We start from the raw sequence: 17,629 nt of genomic DNA, 5'->3' as shown, positions 1-17,629 counted from the left end.
ACCCATGCCCAACATCATCCGCATCGCCGCCGCCCTGTTGATCGACCCGCAAGGCCGTACCCTGCTGGTGCGCAAGCGTGGCACCCAGGCGTTCATGCAGCCTGGTGGCAAGATCGATGCGGGTGAATCACCCGTTCAGGCGTTGGTGCGTGAACTGCATGAAGAGCTGGGGCTGCACATTGACCCGGCCCAGGCCGTGCACCTGGGCCAGTTCAGCGCACCGGCCGCCAACGAACCGGGCTTCGAGGTGCAGGCCGAGCTGTTCCGCGTCGACAGTGCCGAGGCTGTGGCCCCTGCGGCGGAAATCGAAGAAGTGCTGTGGCTGGCCGCCGACCAGGCACCCACACTGGCGCTGGCGCCGCTGACCCGCGACCTGATCCTGCCGCTTTACCGCCAGGCCGTCAGCGTACCGCGCTGACGCCGTCGAGGGTGGCGAACGAGGTGTCCTTGGCGGTCAGCAGGAAGTCGCGCATGTAAGGTGCGTCGAGCATGTCGGTACGCACTGCCGCATACAGCGTGGCGAACAGGCCTTTTTCGCCCAGGCGCTTGCCCTTCACGTAGCCCCGGGCGCTGTACTCGTGCAGCGCCCAGTGCGGCATGCCGCACACGCCACGGCCGCTGGCGACCAGTTGCATCATCATCACCGTCAGCTCGGACGTACGCACTGCAGCCGGCTCGATGTCGGCCGGTTCCAGGAAGCGGGTGAAGATGTCCAGGCGGTCGCGCTCCACCGGGTAGGTGATCAGGGTCTGGTCGAGCAGGTCCTGGGGCACGATGTACGGTTTGCTGGCCAGCGGGTGCTGGTTGGCCACGGCGAGCATGGCTTCGTAGGTGAACAGCGGCACGTAGGTGATGCCGGCGAGGTCCAGCGGGTCGGAGGTCACCACCAGGTCGAGGTCGCCCCGGGCCAGCGCCGGCAGTGGGGCGAAGGCAAAGCCCGAGGCCAGGTCCAGCTCCACTTCTGGCCAGGCATCGCGGAACTGGTCGATGGTTGGCATCAGCCACTGGAAGCAGCTGTGGCATTCGATGGCCATGTGCAGGCGCCCGGCAGTGCCGCCGGCCAGGCGGGCGATGTCGCGTTCGGCGCCGCGCAGCAGCGGCAGGGTGGCATCGGCCAGTTGCAGCAGGCGCAGGCCGGCGCTGGTGAAGCGGATCGGCTTGGTCTTGCGCACGAACAGTGGCAAACCCAGGCGCTCTTCAAGCTCCTTGAACTGGTGCGACAGCGCCGACTGAGTGAGGTGCAGGCGTTCGGCGGCCTCCACCAGGCTGTCGGCCTCGCGCAGGGCATGAAGGGTTTTCAGGTGGCGGATCTCCAGCACAGCTGACTCCGAGAAAAATTCTTGAGGAAATGGGGTATGAGTTGAGTTTCTCTCATGTTGCCCCAGGCTGTCGACTGGACGATCGGCCGCACCGCTCAGCGGGGTTCATCAAACTGTCACTGAACTGTGGCAGCGCGCCTGAATTAAATTCATCAGACTCGCGCTCTACTGGGGATCTGCATTCTGGTGTTTCTTTCATGCGGGCTTTTCTGCTTTTTTTCTTTCTCGCGTTCAGCGCTTCGGCAAGCTTCGCCGACACGCGCTGCGACGCCCATGTGCCGGTGCAACGTGCCGAAATCGGTGCGCTGAGCCTGGTCTACCAGAGCGTCGGCGCGCCTCGCGATCCGGCCTTGCTGCTGGTCATGGGCCTGGGCGGGCAACTCATCCATTGGCCGGACGATGTGGTCGAAGCATTGTGCCGCCAGGGCTTCCGGGTGATTCGTTATGACAACCGCGATGTCGGCCTGTCGCGCTGGAACCAGCTGCCGCCTTCGGCCAACCTCACGGTCGAGCTGTTGCGCTACAAGCTGGGCCTGCCGGTCGCCGCGCCTTATACCTTGACCGACATGGCCAACGATGGCCTGCAGCTGATGGATGTGCTGGGCATCCGCCAGTTCCATGTGCTGGGCGTGAGCATGGGCGGCATGATCGCCCAGCACCTGGCAGCCATGGCGCCGGAGCGGGTGCGTAGCCTGACCCTGGTGATGTCCAGTTCGGGGGCAGCGGGGCTGCCGGCGCCGGCCCCGGCCCTGGTGCAGTTGTTGGCGCGGCGCAGTGCGCCGAATCGCGAGGTGGCTATCGAGCAGCAGGCCGACCTGCTGGCGGCGCTGGGCAGCCCCGAGGTGCATGACGACCGTGCCGTGTTGTTACAGCAGGCAGCGGTGGCCTACGACCGGGCGTTCAACCCTGAGGGCGCCAAGCGCCAGATCATGGCGATTCTGGCCGAGCCGAGCCGGGTGCAGTTGCTGAATGAATTGCGAGTGCCGACGCTGGTGGTGCACGGCACCGCCGATCCGCTATTGCCAGTGATGCACGGGGTGCATCTGGCAGCGCATATCCAGGGGAGTCAGCTTCGGTTGATTCCGGGGCTGGCGCACCGCTTCCAGGAGCGGTTCAAGGCACCCTTGCTGGCGGCGGTGCTGCCTTACCTGCAGTCTCACCGGCAAGATGTCACCCATATCGCCGGGCTTTGAATCGGCATCGCCTGCTTCACGGGTGCCGATCAGCCGAGCCCGTACTTCTTGACCTTGTCGAACAGGGTGGTCTTGGCCATGCCCAGCTCCTGGCTGGCCTGGCTGAGGTTGCCACCGGTGCGCTGCAAGGCATCGCTTAGCAAGTTGCGCTCAAAGGCCTCCACCGCCTCGGCAAACCCCAGCCCCTGGCTGGCGCCACCGCTCGGGCCCTTCTTGAACGCCGGCAATCCAAGGGCATAACGCTCGGCCACGTTGCGCAACTCGCGCACGTTGCCCGGCCAGTCATGGGCCATCAGCCGTGACAGGGTCTGGCTGTCCAGCGTCGGCGCCTCGCGGTCGAAGCGCAGCGCCGATTGCTGCAGGAAGTGTTCGAACAATTGCAGGATGTCTTCGCGGCGCTCACGCAGCGGTGGCAGCTCAAGGGTTACTACGTTCAGGCGATAATACAGGTCGCTGCGGAACTGCCCGGCCTGGCCGAGCGCATCGAGGTCTGATTTGGTGGCGGCAATCACCCGGCAATCCACCGCAATGCTCTGGTTCGAGCCCAGGCGCTCCAGGGTGCGCTCCTGCAGCACGCGCAACAGCTTGATCTGCAGGTTGATCGGCATGCTCTCGACCTCGTCGAGGAACAACGTGCCGCCATTGGCGTGTTCGATCTTGCCGATGCGCCGCTTGCCAGCACCAGTGAACGCGTTGGCTTCGTGGCCAAAGATCTCGCTCTCGAACAGGTTTTCCGGCAGGCCACCACAGTTCAACGCCACGAACGGCTGGCCCTGGCGCCGGCTGAAATCGTGCAGGCAGCGGGCGACCAGCTCCTTGCCGGTGCCGGTTTCACCTTCGATCAGCACGTTGGCCGACGTATCGGCGACGTTGGCGATCAACTCACGCAGATGCTCCATGGCCGGCGAACGGCCGATGATACGCCCCTCCAGGCTGCTCTGTTCGGCCAGTTGCCGGCGCAGGGCCACCACCTCGCGTGACAACCCGCGCTGCTCCAGCGCGCGGCGCACCACATCGACCAGGCGCTCGGGCGAGAACGGTTTCTCCATGAAATCGTAGGCACCATTGCGCATGGCGCCGACCGCCATGTCGATATCGCCGTGGCCGGTGATCAGCACCACGGGCAGGCTGCGGTCGCGGGCCTTGAGGCGGTTGAGCAGCTCCAGGCCATCGATGCCGGGCAGGCGGATATCGCTGACGACGATGCCGGCGAAGTCGTCGCCGATGCGCTCCAGGGCCTGTTCGGCACTGCCGACACCCTCGCAGGCGATGTCCTCCAGGGCCAGCGCCTGCTGGCAGCCGAGCAGCACATGCGGGTCGTCTTCGACGATCAGAACGGTAAGTGGCGCTTGGTTCATGGTTGCTCTGCCGATTCGCTGGGGGGCGTGACCAGGGGCAGGGCGAGGACGAAGGCGGTGCCGCCACTGGCGGGGTGCTCGACGTTCAGGCTGCCCTTGGCGGCGGCGGCAAGGCTCGCAGACAGGGTCAGCCCCAGGCCCAGGCCATGTTCGCCCGGTTTGGTGGTGAAGAAAGGTTCGAACAGGTGCTTGCGGGTTTCGGCATCGATGCCGTGGCCGTTGTCGCGCACCCGCAGGCGGTACTTGTCGCCTTGCAACTCGCCTTCGAGCCAGAGCTCGGGCAATGGCTGGGTGGCCATGGCATCAAGGGCGTTACCGATCAGGTTGACCAGGATCTGCTCCAGGCGGGTCTGGTCGATGGCCAGCTGCTGGTCGTCGAACTGGCTGTGCAGCCGCAGGTGACAGCCTGTGATGCGGTTGCTCAGCACCTGCATGGATGCCTCCACGGCCTTGGCCAGCGACGCCTGGCCGCTGTCGTCGCCACGCCGGGCGAACGAGCGCAGGCTGGCCGTGATGCGGCCCATGCGGTCGATCAGGTCGTTCATGGTGCGCAGGTTGGTGCTGGCGGTTTCCAGTGCACCACGCTCGAGGAAGCGCACGGTATTGCCGGACAGGGTCCGCAGCGCCGCCAGCGGCTGGTTGAGTTCGTGAGCGATGCTGGTGGACATCTGCCCGATCGCCGCCAGCTTGCCGGCCTGGACCAGTTCGTCCTGGGCATGGCGCAGGGTCTGTTCGGCATGCCGGCGTTCACGGATCTGGCCCTTGAGCCGTTCGTTGCTGGCGCGCAGGTCGGCGGTGCGGTCGGCGATGCGCCGTTCCAGCTGGCTGTTGGCTTCTTCCAGGGCCTCGCGGGCGGCCAGGCGCGTGGCAATTACCTTGCGCCGCTCGTTCCAGGCGATGGCGAGGATGGTCAGCAGGGCGAAGGCCACACCGACCAGGATGCCCTGCACCATGGATTCGCGGCGCAGGTCCTGCAGCGGGGTGAGCAGGGTGAAGTGCCAGGGCGTGTCGGCCAGGCGCCGGGTCTGCGCCAGGTAGCTCACTTCATGGGGCTTGCCCCGGGCGGTTTCGGCGTTGGCCGGGAAGGTCAGTTTCTCCACGCCATCGGCCAGGGTTTCGCGGGCCAGCGGCTGCAGCTCGTTCAGCGGCCACCAGTAGTACTGCAGGCTGCGCGCCAGGCGCTCCTTGATCTGCGGGGTCAGCGGGCGCACCGATTTCAGGCGCCGGGCCGGGTCGCTGGAGAGAATGATGATGCCGTTCTCGTCGCTGACGAAGGCTTCGAGGCGGGCGCGCTGCCAGCGCTCTTCGAGGGTATCCAGGCGCACCTTGATCACCGCCACGCCGATGATCTTGCCGTGCTCTTCTAGGCCATGGGCGAGGTAGTAGCCAGCCTCGCCCGTGGTGCTGCCGATCCCGTAGAAACGGCCTGGCTCGCCGCGCACGGCGCTCTGGAAATAGGCCCGGAACGACAGGTCTTCACCCAGGAACGAGTCGGCATCGCGCCAGTTGCTGCTGGCCTGCACCCGGCCGTTGGTGTCGAGCACGAAGATCGCCCGGCTGCGGCTGCGGCGGTTCAGGCCTTCGAGGTATTCGTTGACGGTCTGCCGGTTGGCGCCATCAGGGTCGGTGAGCAGCTGCGAGACGCTGTCTTCCAGCTCCAGCAGGCTCGGCAGGTAGGTGTACTTGCTGATTTCGCTCTCGACCGTGCGCGCATGCAGCTCCAGCGCGCGCTCGCCGCTTTCGCTCAACGTGCGGATGCCGTTGCTCTCGCTGATCAGAAAGCCGGCCATGCCCAGCCCGACCATCAGCAGGATGATCAGCGGCGGCAGCAGCAATTGGCGAATCAGGCGGGATTTCACGGCGGGCTTGGCAGGGAGAAGAAGCGAAGGGTCGCATTTCATCACAGTGGCCTTGTCACGGCCAGCATCCGCTGCCGGGCTCACCCTGGCAGCGGTGCCGTTGTTGCCGAATCAGTGTTGCAGGATCTTGCTGAGGAAGTGCTGGGTGCGTTCGTGGCGGGCGCTCGGGTTGCCGAAGAAGTCTTCCTTCTGGCAGTCCTCGATGATGTTGCCCTTGTCCATGAAGATCACCCGGTTGGCCACTTTGCGGGCGAAGCCCATTTCGTGGGTCACGCACATCATGGTCATGCCTTCGTGAGCCAGTTCGACCATCACGTCCAGTACTTCGTTGACCATCTCAGGGTCCAGCGCCGAGGTCGGTTCGTCGAACAGCATGACGATCGGGTCCATCGACAGCGCGCGGGCAATGGCCACGCGTTGCTGCTGGCCTCCGGACAGCTGGCCGGGGTGCTTCTTGGCGTGGGCGCCGAGGCCGACGCGGTCGAGCAGGGCCAGGCCTTTCTTGGTCGCTTCTGCCTCGCTGCGGCCAAGCACCTTGCGCTGGGCGATGGTCAGGTTCTCGGTGATGCTCAGGTGCGGGAACAGCTCGAAGTGCTGGAACACCATGCCGACCCGCGAGCGCAGCTTGGGCAGGTTGGTCTTGGGGTCGGCGATCGAGGTGCCGTCGACCACGATGTCGCCCTTCTGGAACGGCTCCAGGGCGTTGACGCACTTGATCAGGGTCGATTTACCCGAGCCCGAAGGGCCGCAGACCACAACCACTTCACCCTTCTTGACCTCGGTGCTGCAGTCGGTCAGCACCTGGAAGTCGCCGTACCACTTGTTGACGTTCTTGATGGAAATCATACGGTGATCCTTTTTTGCAGGCGCTTGACCAGCCACGAAGCGGAGAAGCTGATGACGAAGTACACGACCCCGGCGAAGATCAGGAACTCATGGGAGCGCCCGATGATGTCGCCGTTGGAACGTGCCGAGTTGAGGAAGTCGACCAGGCCCACGGTGTACACCAGCGAGGTGTCCTGGAATAGGATGATGCTCTGCTGCAGCAGCAGCGGGGTCATCTTGCGGAAGGCCTGGGGCAGGATGATCAGGCGCATGGTCTGGCCGTAGGTCATGCCCAGGGCCTGGGCAGCGCCCATCTGGCCCTTGGAGATCGACTGCACACCGGCGCGGACGATTTCGCAGAAGTAGGCGGCCTCGAACATCATGAACGCCACCACGCACGAGGTGAAGGCACCCACCGGGGTGTCCTCGCCAGTGATCCAGCGCAGCACGAACGGCACCGCCAGGTAGAACCAGGTGATCACCAGCAGCAGCGGGATCGAGCGGAAGTAGTTGACGTAGGCGCCGGCCACACGTGACAGCAGCTTGCTCGACGACAAGCGCATCAACGCCAGGATGGTACCGAGCACGATACCGCCGACCACGCCCATGACCATCAGTTGCAGGGTCATGACCATGCCTTCCCACAGGGCAGGCAGGGCGGGGATGATTTCGCTGAAATCCATGTCCATTTACTTGCCCCCCACGGAGATCAGGCCAGGCACGGCGACTTTTTTCTCGACCATGCGCATCAGCAGCATCAGGCCCATGTTCAGGGTGAAGTAGATCAGCGTGGCCAGGGTGAAGGCCTCGAACAGGTTGGCCGAGAATTCGGCGGTCTGCTTGGTCTGCGCCAGCAGTTCCATCAGGCCGATCAGCGAGGCCACCGAGGAGTTCTTGAACACGTTCAAAAATTCCGAGGTGAGCGGTGGGATGATGATTCGGTAGGCCTGTGGCAGCAGCACGTTGTTGTAGATCTGCGGCAGGCTGAAGCCCATGGCGCGGGCGGCGGCTTCCTGGCCGCGGGGCAGCGCCTGGATGCCGGTGCGCACTTGTTCGCAGACGCGGGCGGCAGTGAACAGGCCCAGGCAGATGACCACGCTGATCAGGGCCGAAGTGGTCGGGTTGAGGTCCTGCTTGAACCATTCCTGCAGGCCTTCGGGCAGCAGGTCCGGCACCAGGAAGTACCAGATGAACAGCTGCACCAGCAGCGGCACGTTGCGGAACAGCTCCACGTAGGCGGTGGCGATGCCCGATACCAGACGGTTCGGCACGGTACGCATGACGCCGAGGACCGACCCCAGCAGCAATGCGATGATCCAGGCGGTGATGGCGATGGCGATGGTCCAGCCCAGACCGGTGATATACCAGTCCAGATAGGTCTCGCTGCCCACGCCGGTGGACTTGAAGAACACGCCCCAGTCCCAGTTGTAATTCATCGGGATTTCCCCTCAGACGGTTGTTTCACGGGCACCTTCGAGCATCCAAGGGCGATCAACGCCCTCGGATGAAAGGGTAGACACTAAAGCGTGGCCTGTGGGTTCAATCGTGTGCGGATGCGCACCAGGCCACTATTGGCTGAGGATCAGGACTTCTTCTCGTCCGCGGCCTTGTCGGTCGGCTCGGCGATCAGTTTCTTCAGCTCGTCGCTCATCTGGAAGTTCAGGTTGAGGCCCTTTGGCGGGATCGGCTGGGTGAACCACTTGTCGTAGCTCTTGTTGACTTCGCCCGACTTGAAGTAGGCAACGATGGCGTCATCGACCGCTTTCTTGAAGGCCGGGTCATCCTTGCGCACCATGCAGCCGTAGATTTCGTACGACTGTGGAGTACCGGTGATGACCCAGTCCGACGGCTTGCGTGCCTTGGCCATTTCGCCGGCGAGCAGGGCGTCGTCCATCATGAAGGCCACGGCGCGGCCGCTTTCGAGCATGTTGAAGGCTTCACCGTGGTCCTTGGCGGAAATCACGTTCATCTTCATCTGCTTGTCGGCATTCATCGCCTTGAGGATGCGCTCGGAAGTGGTACCGGCGGTGGTCACCACGTTCTTGCCGGCCAGGTCCGGGAAGTCCTTGTAGGAAGGCTGACCGTCCTTGACCTTGGTCAGCAGGCGGGTACCGACTTCGAAGATGCCGACCGAGAAGCCGACTTGTTGCTGACGCTCGACGTTGTTGGTGGTGGAGCCGCACTCAAGGTCCACGGTGCCGTTCTGCACCAGCGGGATGCGGGTCTGGGAGGTGACCAGGTTGTACTTGACCTTGATGTCGGTACCCAGTTGCTTCTTCAGGGCATCAACCACGGCCAGCTGGATGTCATGGGAGTAACCCACGGGCTCGGGTTTGCCGGCCAGGTAGGAAAACGGAATGGAAGAGTCGCGGTGGCCCAGGGTGATGGTGCCCGAGTCCTTGATCTTCTTCAGGGTACCGGTCAGTTCTTCGGCCATGGCTGGCGAAGCGATGATCGCGGCGGCGATGGTTGCGCCCAACAGATGACGAACGATACGCATCAAATTTTCCTCGACGTGTTTGTTTTTTTTATGGAGCCGTTGGCGGACTCTTTCGTTCAACGAATACAACAAGAAGCGAGTGCATTCGGCTACCAAGTGTAGAGCATGAGTCGTGCCAAGCTCTGTTGTCGATCATAACGCCGCGAAAATACGGGGGATTAATCTTTTCTGACGATTTTCTCCCCGTGCAAAGTTGTCGGGATTCCGAATGAGTTGGATGGAGATGTTCGGTAATCCGAATGAGTGATTCAATGTTGCCGGGGGCGGCTGTATGTACCACCCGTGCCACTGAGGCAGGTGATTTTCTCGGTGTTCCAACACTTGGAGATCCCCGCATGACATCCACCGAAACCATCCCATCGAACGCTGTCGATCAGCTTATTGCAAGGCAGTTGCCTACCTGGTTGACAGACACAGAGCCAACGCTGCTCAAGCACTACCACCAAGCGCTGCGCGCGCAGCAAGAGGCTGCGGAGCGCTTGCAGCATTTGCTTGGCCGCATTCCGGCCATTGAAGCATTCGCCGCTCCGCTGCTGGAACATGCATTGTCTGCAGCTGGCTTCGGCCAGATCGACGTGCGCCGTTCGAGCGTGATCGTCGGCGAGGAGTTCAAGCTGCCTTCGGCGGCGGAAAAGCTCTATCAGCCCAGCATGACCCTTACCACCAGACAGACGCTTCTATCGGCTGCATTACACAACTTCGAAGCCCATGAGGAGGAACCCTGGATCCTGCGCAAAGCGCATCTGGCCGGCCCCGACGGCGCAAGGCTGTCGATGCCATTCGAACGTTTTGTCAGGTTGTGCCGCGAGTTGGATGTAGGCGGCAAATACCAGGCACTTCTGAAAACCGTGCTCCAGCCCAAGTCGGGTCGTGGACAGCCTGAGCAGCAGGCGCGCGGGGCCATAGCCCAGCTGTTCGAGCAGGGTGTACGCACGCGCCTGCAGGCATCAATCTATGGCGGCAGGCTGAGGAAGCAGTTGGACGGGTTCGATCTGCAGCGGTTGCAGACACTCTTCGAACAACCGCCGCAGCAGGCTCCGGGAGGTGGAGCCTTTACGCCCCGTCAACTTTACCTGTTGGGTAAATGCATTGTCGGGGTGATCGCGCTCGAGTGGCGCCCTGCGGGTTCCAGGGACATCGATGAAGTCATGCTCTGGATACCCGGTGACCCCGAGAGAGAATGGCACTTCCACGATTCATGGGCCGAACTCTACGCCAAGCTGGCACTGCGTTTGACAATGCCGCTGTTCCGCGAATTTTTCCGGCGCTTTATCAACGCACAGGACAGGACACAGTTCGATTTGGCGCTTTCACGTGCGTTGGTTGCCTCCACGCGAAAAGAGCGGGTTGAACTCGATGGGCGCAACCGGCCGGTCGACGGTGGCGTTTTCGCCCATGTGCGAGGCTTGTTGATTGCCAAGGTCTTTGAAGATGCTGCGCACCTTGCCGTTCCCACTGATGTCGAGGATCGCCTGAGCCGGCATAAGCGCTTGCAGGCAATGTTCTCGGCTGGGCTGGACTTGCTGGGGCTGGCGGGGTTCGTCGTGCCTGTGCTGGGAGAGCTGATGCTGGTAGTCAGCGCGGCGCAATTGCTCGATGAGGTCTATGAGGGCTACCAGGATTGGCAACTAGGTGATCGCCAGGGCGCGCTCGATCACCTTTTCGCTGTCGCGCAGAGCGTGGTGCTGGCTGGCGCGACGGCGGGTGCGCTGCATGGGCTGAAACGGATTCCCTTCGTCGATGGCCTCGCGCCCAAAGTCATCGGCAGCGAGGGGTTAAGACTGGTACGCAACCCGCACTACATTCCTGCCGAGGAAAGTCCCCTGGTGTTGCTCGAAGGCTTACCAGGCGACCATTTTGCTGGCCTTTTGTCGACTGATGCGGCGCTATTGCTGGAGGTCTCGGGGTTCGATCCGCAGCAATTGCGGCGCCTGAACCTGGAGCGGGCGGCACCGCCTGCGCGGCTGCTCGACATGCATGAGCGCATCCAGTTGTACAAGGCCTCTGCAACCTTGCGTGGCGTTGCATTCGAACAGGCGCTGGAGGATCTGCACCCAACCCTGAGCAATGATCAGATGAAGCTCATGCAGGCTTTCTCAGGGTTGACCCCTCGTGGTGCCCAGGAAGTCATCGAACAAAGCAGTTCCTCGCTGCTGGAACGACTCCACAGTTCCAATCGCGTGCCTTTGGCCATGGCGGAGCGGGCTCGCTGGTACGTACGTGACAGCCGTGTCGACCGAGCTTGCCTTGGCATCCGTTTGCAGGCGCTCGGCAACGCAGACAGTGAGAGACTGGTGCTGGCGCTGATCGAGCGCGAGGCGCCCTGGCCATCGTCGGTTCGTGTCGAATTGCGCGATGGCAACCGCAGCGGGCACCTGTTGCAGGCAACTGCGGGCGAGGCGCCGGAGCAGGTGCGTGTGATCGTCCGACAGGAGCAAGGCTACAGGCTGGCTGGCGAGGAAAACCAGGCTCCTGACAGTGCCGGTCATTCGCTGTTGCAGGCCGTATTGCGCTGTCTTGATGACGACCAGAAAGTGAAACTTGGCAGCGCGAGCTTACAGGCCAATCAGTTGCGTGACCGCTTGCTCCAAATGGCCGCACAGGACCGTGAGCAGGCAGCGCGGTTAATCGGCCAGCCTCCTGTGGGCATCAATATCCGTCCACCGAGGCGCTTTGCCGACGGTCGTCTGGCTTACGCGTTGAGTGGTGGGGGTGAAAGCAGCCGCCAGGCAATCAGGCAAGGTATCCATCAGATATTTCCGACCCTTACTGAGATGCAACTGGATGTTTATCTGGACGCGGTGCGACAGCGAGGTGATAACCTTTGGAATCATTACCTGATGTTGCAACGTCAGTTGACGGAGTTGCGCGAGGCTTTACGGCTATGGCAGTCCAACTGGCAGACACCGATCGATGCCATCCGTCGTCGTCGGGTCGCTGATACGATCCGGCGTAGTTGGCGGCGCAAGCTGGTGGATGGTAACGACCAGTACGAACTGACCCTTGATGGCGAGCCTGTCGCGCAATTGCCCGCTTTGCCTGCCGGCGTTGATTTTGCGCACGTGCGCAGGCTGACCTTGCGCAACATGCAACTGCAAAACCTGGACGCCGGATTTCTCGGTCTGTTTCCCAACGTCGTCGACCTGGATCTGAGCGGTAACCGACTGGGCAGCGTCCCCGAAGGCATTGAACGCATGACTCAACTGCGCAGAGTCAATCTGGGCAACAACCAGATCGCGCTGGATGAGGCCGGCAGTCAGCGGCTGGCCAAGCTCACCCGCCTCGATACACTGATACTGAGCTACAACCCGTTAAATGGCATGCCAGACCTTTCTGTCCTGCCGCACGTACGTGATATCCGGCTACGATCGACTGGGCAGGTGGACATCAGTCAGGTTCATCAGAACGTTTCATTGCGGGCCCATGTCGACTTGCGAGACAACCGTATCAGAGAACTTCGCAGCGAACTGCGCGGCCTGCGCTTGCGGTTGCAGCGGCTGAATCTGCACGAAAACCCTCTGAGCGAAAGCAGCGCCCTGTACCTGGATGAAGCACGCGGTGTTTCAGAGACCGGGGCACGAGGGAGTGCGAGCCATGTTCACAGGGCCGTCGATAAGAACATCCGCGATGCCTGGGTGGAAACGGACGACCGGCTGCTGCGTGCTGAACGTGAAACGGCTTGGCAGCGCCTGGTCGATGAGCCTGGTTCCGGCGGGTTGTTCAGGTTTCTTGCCGACTTCGTCGAGACCGAGGACTTCGTTGCCAATCGTTCCTATTTTCGACGGCGTGTCTGGCGCATCCTGGAGGCTTGTGAAAGCAACGAGGCCCTGCGCGAAGAGCTATTCCGCGAAGCTGATGGCCCGCGTAGTTGCGATGATCGGCTGCTGCTGATGCTCAACCAGATGGAGGTGGGCATTCTGGCCCACGAAGGCATCGTAGGTGGGCCGGTAGTCATGCGGGAAAACCGCCTGTTGCGGCTGGGGCGACAGTTGCACCGTCTCGACCTGCTGGACGACATCGCCAACGACCATGTGCAGCGCTTGCGCAGCGAAGGTAGGCATAGGGTGGACGAGATCGAGGTGCGACTCTATTACCGGTCCCAACTGGCGGGGGCTCTTGACTTGCCGGTAGTGCCTGATCCGATGCATTTCGCGTCATACGCCCACGTGTCCATGGCCGATCTCAGCCGTGCGGAGCTTCATGTGTTGCGGGCCGACACCCCTGTCGCCATGCTGGACGCGCTCGTTGAGCGGCCGTATTGGCAACGCTATCTAAGGGAAACCTACCACGAACGTTTCGAAGCGATGGGGGCAGGTTTCCATGAGCGCCTCGAAGCCCTGGAAGAGCGAGCCACGGTCGGCCAGGAGGCTGACTACGACGAGCGTGCGAGGTTATTGATGGCACAGTATGCGGCAGAAGAAGCGGTCTTGATTCGCAATCTGACCACCGAGGCTTGGGCGCGCTCGCGTTACGCCTCTCACGAGCGCCTGCTGCCCGCCTGATTCAGGCTGCCTGGATGCGGGACTGATCCTGTTTACGCTGTAGCAGGTAGTCCCTCAGTACCTGCTGTTCACCTGCACTGGTGAACAGTCCCAGCTTGGTACGACGCCACAGGATATCGTCGGCGTCGTACGCCCACTCCTCATTGCACAGGTAGTCCACTTCGCGGCTGAACAGACCACTGCCGATCGGTTGGCCGAGGTCCTCTGGGCCATGCACGCCATCGAGCAGTCGCCATACACGGCTACCGTATGTGGTAGCCCAGCGTTTGGCGATATCGGCCGGCAGCCATCCGCAACGCGCCAGGATGGCGTCACTCAAGGCCTGAGCGGTGGTCATGTTCTCGCCGCCAGGCAAGGGCGCAGTAGCAGTCCAACTGCCGCGCATCTGGGAGAAGAATGGCTTGAGTTCAGCCATCGCCGATTCGGCCAGCTTGCGGTAGGTCGTCAGCTTGCCGCCGAACACCGACAGCAACGGAGCCTGGTTTTCACTGCTCGACAGTGCCAGGGTGTAGTCACGGGTGACCGCCGATGGGTTGTCCGACTCGTCATTGCACAACGGGCGGACGCCGGAGTAGGTATGCAGGATGTCGCTGCGGCCAAGCGGGTGGTTGAAGTGTTCGTTGACCACGTTCAGCAGGTAGTCGGTTTCCTGCTCGGTGATCGCCACCTTGGCAGGGTCGCCGCTGTACTCGCGGTCGGTGGTGCCAATCAGGGTGAAGCGATCCAGGTACGGGATGCAGAACACGATGCGCTGGTCTTCATTCTGCAGGATGTAGGCGTGTTCGCCTTCGTACAGGCGCGGCACGATGATGTGGCTGCCCTGGATCAGACGGATGCCATAAGGCGCATCGAGCTTGAGGTCGTCCTTGATGAAGCTGGCGACCCAGGGGCCGGCGGCATTGACCAGCGCTCGGGCGCGGATGCTCTGCAGGCTGCCATCGGCGTGCTGCAGCTCCACCTGCCACAGGCCATCGATGCGTTCGGCGCGTAGGCAGCGGGTGCGGGTGTGGATGTGTGCGCCATGTTCACGGGCGGTCATGGCGTTCAGCACCACCAGGCGCGCATCGTCCACTGCGCAATCGGCGTATTCGAAGCCGCGGGTGATTGCCGGCTTTAGCGGGTAACCCGGGCCGAAGCGCAGGCTGCGCGAGGCGCCCAGGCGCTTGCGCTTGCCGAGGTGGTCATAGAGGAACAGCCCGGCGCGGATCATCCAGGTCGGGCGCAGGTGCGGACGGTGCGGTAGCACGAAGCGCATCGGCTTGACGATGTGTGGCGCTTTGGCCAGCAGCACTTCGCGTTCGGCCAGCGCTTCACGTACCAGGCGGAACTCGTAATGCTCCAGATACCTCAGCCCCCCGTGAATCAGCTTGCTGCTGGCTGAGGAGGTGTGCTGGGCCAGATCGTCCTTCTCGCAGAGGAACACTTTCAGGCCGCGCCCAGCGGCGTCTGCAGCGATGCCCACGCCATTGATGCCACCGCCGATCACGGCGAGGTCATAGCAGTCGGCGGCTGGCGGCTGGGACGAAACGGGCTGGGACACGGGCAAGGCCTCCTGGGGCTGTTCACATCGAATATGAACATTGATGTTCGTTTGCGAAAATACTAGCGCAACAGAAAGCCAGCCGCCAGTCAGTCTTTATAGAAAAAACTGATCAGATGACAATAAAGTGAACATTTCCGAAAATCATGGGCCGCCTGGCGGCCCGTTGCAGGCTCAAACCACCTCGAGGCGGATCTTGTACTGGTTGAGCAGTTGGGTCAGGGCAGGGGTGGGGGGCTGGTCGGTTACCAGGCAATCGACCAGGCTGATCGAGCCCAGGCGTACCATGGCATTGCGCCCGAACTTGCTGGAGTCGGCGGCGAGGATGACTTGGCGGGCGTTGGCGATGATCGCCTGGGACACCCGCACCTCCTGGTAATCGAAATCGAGCAGGCTGCCGTCTTCGTCGATGCCGCTGATGCCGACCAGAGCGAAGTCGACCTTGAACTGGTTGATGAAGTCGACGCTGGCCTGGCCGACCACACCGCCATCGCGGCGAACCGTACCGCCGGCCACCAGCACTTCGAAATCGTCCTTGGCAGCGAGGATAGCGGCCACGTGAAGGTTGTTGGTGATGACTTTCAGGTGGTTGTGGTTGAGCAGTGCCCGGGCGATCGATTCGGTGGTGGTGCCGATGTTGATGAACAGTGAAGCATGGTCGGGGATCTGACGCGCCACGGCTTCGGCAATGCGCTGCTTTTCGTCGCGCATCTGATCGGCGCGCATGGCATAGGCGGTGTTTTCGATGCTCGAGTCATAGGCCGCACCACCATGGTAGCGGCGTAGCAGATTGAGCTCGGCCAGCTGGTTGATGTCGCGGCGGATGGTTTGTGGTGTGACGACGAACAGCTGCGCCATTTCTTCGATACTGACGTAGCCGCGGTCGCGCACCAGTTCGAGGATTTGTTGTTGGCGTGGGGGCAGATTCATGGGCGGTCCTTTGGGGCTGCCGGACAAATTCTGCAATGATGCCGTAGGACGGGGGCTACGGCCAGTAGCCGTTGGGGCCGCATTGCGGCCCCAATTTGTATTACGCCTCGTGATCTTCCCAGTCACGGGTGCGGTCGACGGCCTTCTTCCAGCCGGCATACAGTTTTTCTTTCTGCACCTCATCCAGCTGCGGGCTGAACTCGCGCTCGATGATCGCCTTGTCGCGCAGCTCTTCCAGGCCGCTCCAGAAGCCGCAGGCCAGGCCTGCCAGGTAGGCGGCGCCGAGGGCGGTGGTTTCGCGCATTTTCGGGCGCTCCACACAGGTGCCGAGGATGTCGGCCTGGAACTGCATGAGGAAGTTGTTGGCCACTGCACCGCCGTCAACGCGCAGCTCCGACAGACGTTCGCCGCAGTCCTGCTGCATGGCGTCAAGCACGTCGCGGGTCTGGTAGGCGATCGATTCCAGCGCGGCGCGAATGATGTGGTCGACCTTCACGCCACGAGTCAGGCCGAACAGCGCGCCACGGGCATACGGGTCCCAGTACGGTGCACCCAGGCCGGTGAAGGCTGGCACCAGATACACACCGTTGCTGTCCTTGACCTTGCTGGCGAAGTACTCCGTATCCAGTGCATCGTTGACGATTTTCAGTTCGTCACGCAGCCACTGTACGGTAGAGCCACCGTTGAAAACCGCGCCTTCCAGGGCATAGGCCACCTCGCCGCGTGGGCCGCAGGCGATGGTGGTGAGCAGGCCGTGGGAGGACTTTACTGCCTTGTCGCCGGTGTTCATCAGCAGGAAGCAGCCGGTGCCATAGGTGTTCTTGGCCTGGCCCGGCTCCACGCACATCTGGCCGAACAGTGCCGACTGCTGGTCGCCGGCGATACCGGCGATGGCGATGCCGCTCTTGGTATGGCCATAGACCTCCGACGACGGGCGCACTTCAGGCAGCATCTGCCGCGGGATGCCGAGGATTTCCAGCAGCTTGTCGTCCCACTGCAGGCTGTGGATGTTGAACATCAGCGTGCGCGAGGCGTTGGTGTAGTCGGTGACATGCACCTTGCCGCCGGAGAACTTCCAGATCAGCCAGGTATCGATGGTGCCGAACAGCAGCTCGCCGCGCTCGGCGCGTTCACGGGCACCTTCGACATTGTCGAGGATCCACTTCAGCTTGGTGCCGGAGAAGTACGGGTCGGTGACCAGGCCGGTGGCTTCGCGGATGTAGTCTTCATGGCCATCACGCTTGAGCTGGGCGCAGATCTCGGTGCTGCGGCGGCACTGCCAGACGATGGCGTTGTACACCGGGCGGCCGGTTTCCTTGTCCCACACCACGGTGGTTTCACGCTGGTTGGTGATGCCCAGCGCGGCAACCTGGGCATGGCTGATACCAGCTTGGGCCAGGGCCTCGACCATGGTCGCGCTCTGGGTGGCGAAGATCTCCATCGGGTCGTGCTCGACCCAGCCAGCCTGCGGGTAGTGTTGGGCGAACTCGCGCTGCGAGGTGCCAACCACATTGGCATCGCGGTCGAAGATGATCGCTCGCGAGCTGGTGGTGCCCTGGTCCAGGGCGATGATGTAGTTCTTATCCTGGGTGTCTGTCATGGT

13 protein-coding genes are annotated in these 17,629 nt (G+C 62.6%); 3 read left to right on the top strand and 10 right to left on the bottom strand.

From position 1 onward, the window contains the following. Positions 1-4: 4 nt before the first annotated feature. Complete coding sequence (locus ACIPZ8_RS09075) at positions 5-418, top strand: NUDIX domain-containing protein (protein WP_400721734.1); 414 nt, start codon at positions 5-7, stop codon at positions 416-418. Here ACIPZ8_RS09075 and metR read toward each other — a convergent pair. Next, positions 402-1,319, bottom strand: a complete 918-nt coding sequence (gene metR / locus ACIPZ8_RS09070; protein ID WP_103449391.1) for a transcriptional regulator MetR — start codon at positions 1,317-1,319, stop codon at positions 402-404. The two genes, ACIPZ8_RS09075 and metR, sit on opposite strands and share 17 nt — an antisense overlap. A gap of 197 nt (positions 1,320-1,516) precedes the next feature. Between metR and ACIPZ8_RS09065 the strand changes: the two genes are divergently transcribed. Further along, complete coding sequence (locus ACIPZ8_RS09065) at positions 1,517-2,512, top strand: alpha/beta fold hydrolase (protein ID WP_400721732.1); 996 nt, start codon at positions 1,517-1,519, stop codon at positions 2,510-2,512. A gap of 29 nt (positions 2,513-2,541) precedes the next feature. On the opposite strand, the gene ACIPZ8_RS09060 is transcribed toward ACIPZ8_RS09065, so the two are convergent. The 6 genes from ACIPZ8_RS09060 to ACIPZ8_RS09035 all read right to left on the bottom strand — a co-directional run bounded on the left by ACIPZ8_RS09060 (position 2,542) and on the right by ACIPZ8_RS09035 (position 9,054). Beyond that, on the bottom strand, positions 2,542-3,870 hold the full coding sequence (locus tag ACIPZ8_RS09060) for a sigma-54 dependent transcriptional regulator (protein ID WP_294326516.1): 1,329 nt from the start codon (positions 3,868-3,870) through the stop codon (positions 2,542-2,544). Beyond that, positions 3,867-5,771, bottom strand: a complete 1,905-nt coding sequence (locus ACIPZ8_RS09055) for an ATP-binding protein (protein ID WP_400721730.1) — start codon at positions 5,769-5,771, stop codon at positions 3,867-3,869. Before ACIPZ8_RS09055 ends, ACIPZ8_RS09060 begins: the two co-directional genes overlap by 4 nt. A gap of 69 nt (positions 5,772-5,840) precedes the next feature. Further along, entirely contained in the window at positions 5,841-6,575 is a 735-nt protein-coding gene (locus tag ACIPZ8_RS09050) for an amino acid ABC transporter ATP-binding protein (RefSeq protein ID WP_003258023.1), read from the bottom strand. Further along, on the bottom strand, positions 6,572-7,243 hold the full coding sequence (locus tag ACIPZ8_RS09045) for an amino acid ABC transporter permease (RefSeq protein ID WP_159409110.1): 672 nt from the start codon (positions 7,241-7,243) through the stop codon (positions 6,572-6,574). The genes ACIPZ8_RS09050 and ACIPZ8_RS09045 overlap by 4 nt, the downstream gene beginning before the upstream one ends. Further along, positions 7,244-7,990: an amino acid ABC transporter permease gene (locus ACIPZ8_RS09040; protein ID WP_085675218.1), complete on the bottom strand. Its 747-nt coding sequence runs from the start codon at positions 7,988-7,990 to the stop codon at positions 7,244-7,246. A 146-nt stretch (positions 7,991-8,136) separates the two neighbouring features. Next, on the bottom strand, positions 8,137-9,054 hold the full coding sequence (locus tag ACIPZ8_RS09035; protein WP_400721728.1) for a glutamate/aspartate ABC transporter substrate-binding protein: 918 nt from the start codon (positions 9,052-9,054) through the stop codon (positions 8,137-8,139). 335 nt (positions 9,055-9,389) lie between these two features. Between ACIPZ8_RS09035 and ACIPZ8_RS09030 the strand changes: the two genes are divergently transcribed. Then, the gene (locus tag ACIPZ8_RS09030) at positions 9,390-13,556 is read left to right on the top strand and encodes an NEL-type E3 ubiquitin ligase domain-containing protein (protein ID WP_400721726.1); all 4,167 of its coding nucleotides are present in this window, start codon (positions 9,390-9,392) and stop codon (positions 13,554-13,556) included. Between the two features lies 1 nt (position 13,557). Here ACIPZ8_RS09030 and glpD read toward each other — a convergent pair whose 3' ends face one another. The 3 genes from glpD to glpK form a co-directional block, all read right to left on the bottom strand. Further along, entirely contained in the window at positions 13,558-15,096 is a 1,539-nt protein-coding gene (gene glpD, locus ACIPZ8_RS09025) for a glycerol-3-phosphate dehydrogenase (protein WP_400721724.1), read from the bottom strand. Between the two features lie 174 nt (positions 15,097-15,270). After that, complete coding sequence (gene glpR, locus ACIPZ8_RS09020) at positions 15,271-16,026, bottom strand: DNA-binding transcriptional repressor GlpR (protein WP_400721722.1); 756 nt, start codon at positions 16,024-16,026, stop codon at positions 15,271-15,273. 100 nt (positions 16,027-16,126) lie between these two features. Further along, on the bottom strand, positions 16,127-17,626 hold the full coding sequence (gene glpK / locus ACIPZ8_RS09015) for a glycerol kinase GlpK (RefSeq protein WP_400721721.1): 1,500 nt from the start codon (positions 17,624-17,626) through the stop codon (positions 16,127-16,129). Between the last annotated feature and the right edge of the window lie 3 nt (positions 17,627-17,629).

The sequence above is a fragment of the Pseudomonas sp. NPDC089422 genome (assembly GCF_044749405.1).
In the GTDB taxonomy this organism is placed as follows: Bacteria; Pseudomonadota; Gammaproteobacteria; order Pseudomonadales; family Pseudomonadaceae; genus Aquipseudomonas.
This window is presented reverse-complemented; position numbering and strand designations above follow the sequence as displayed.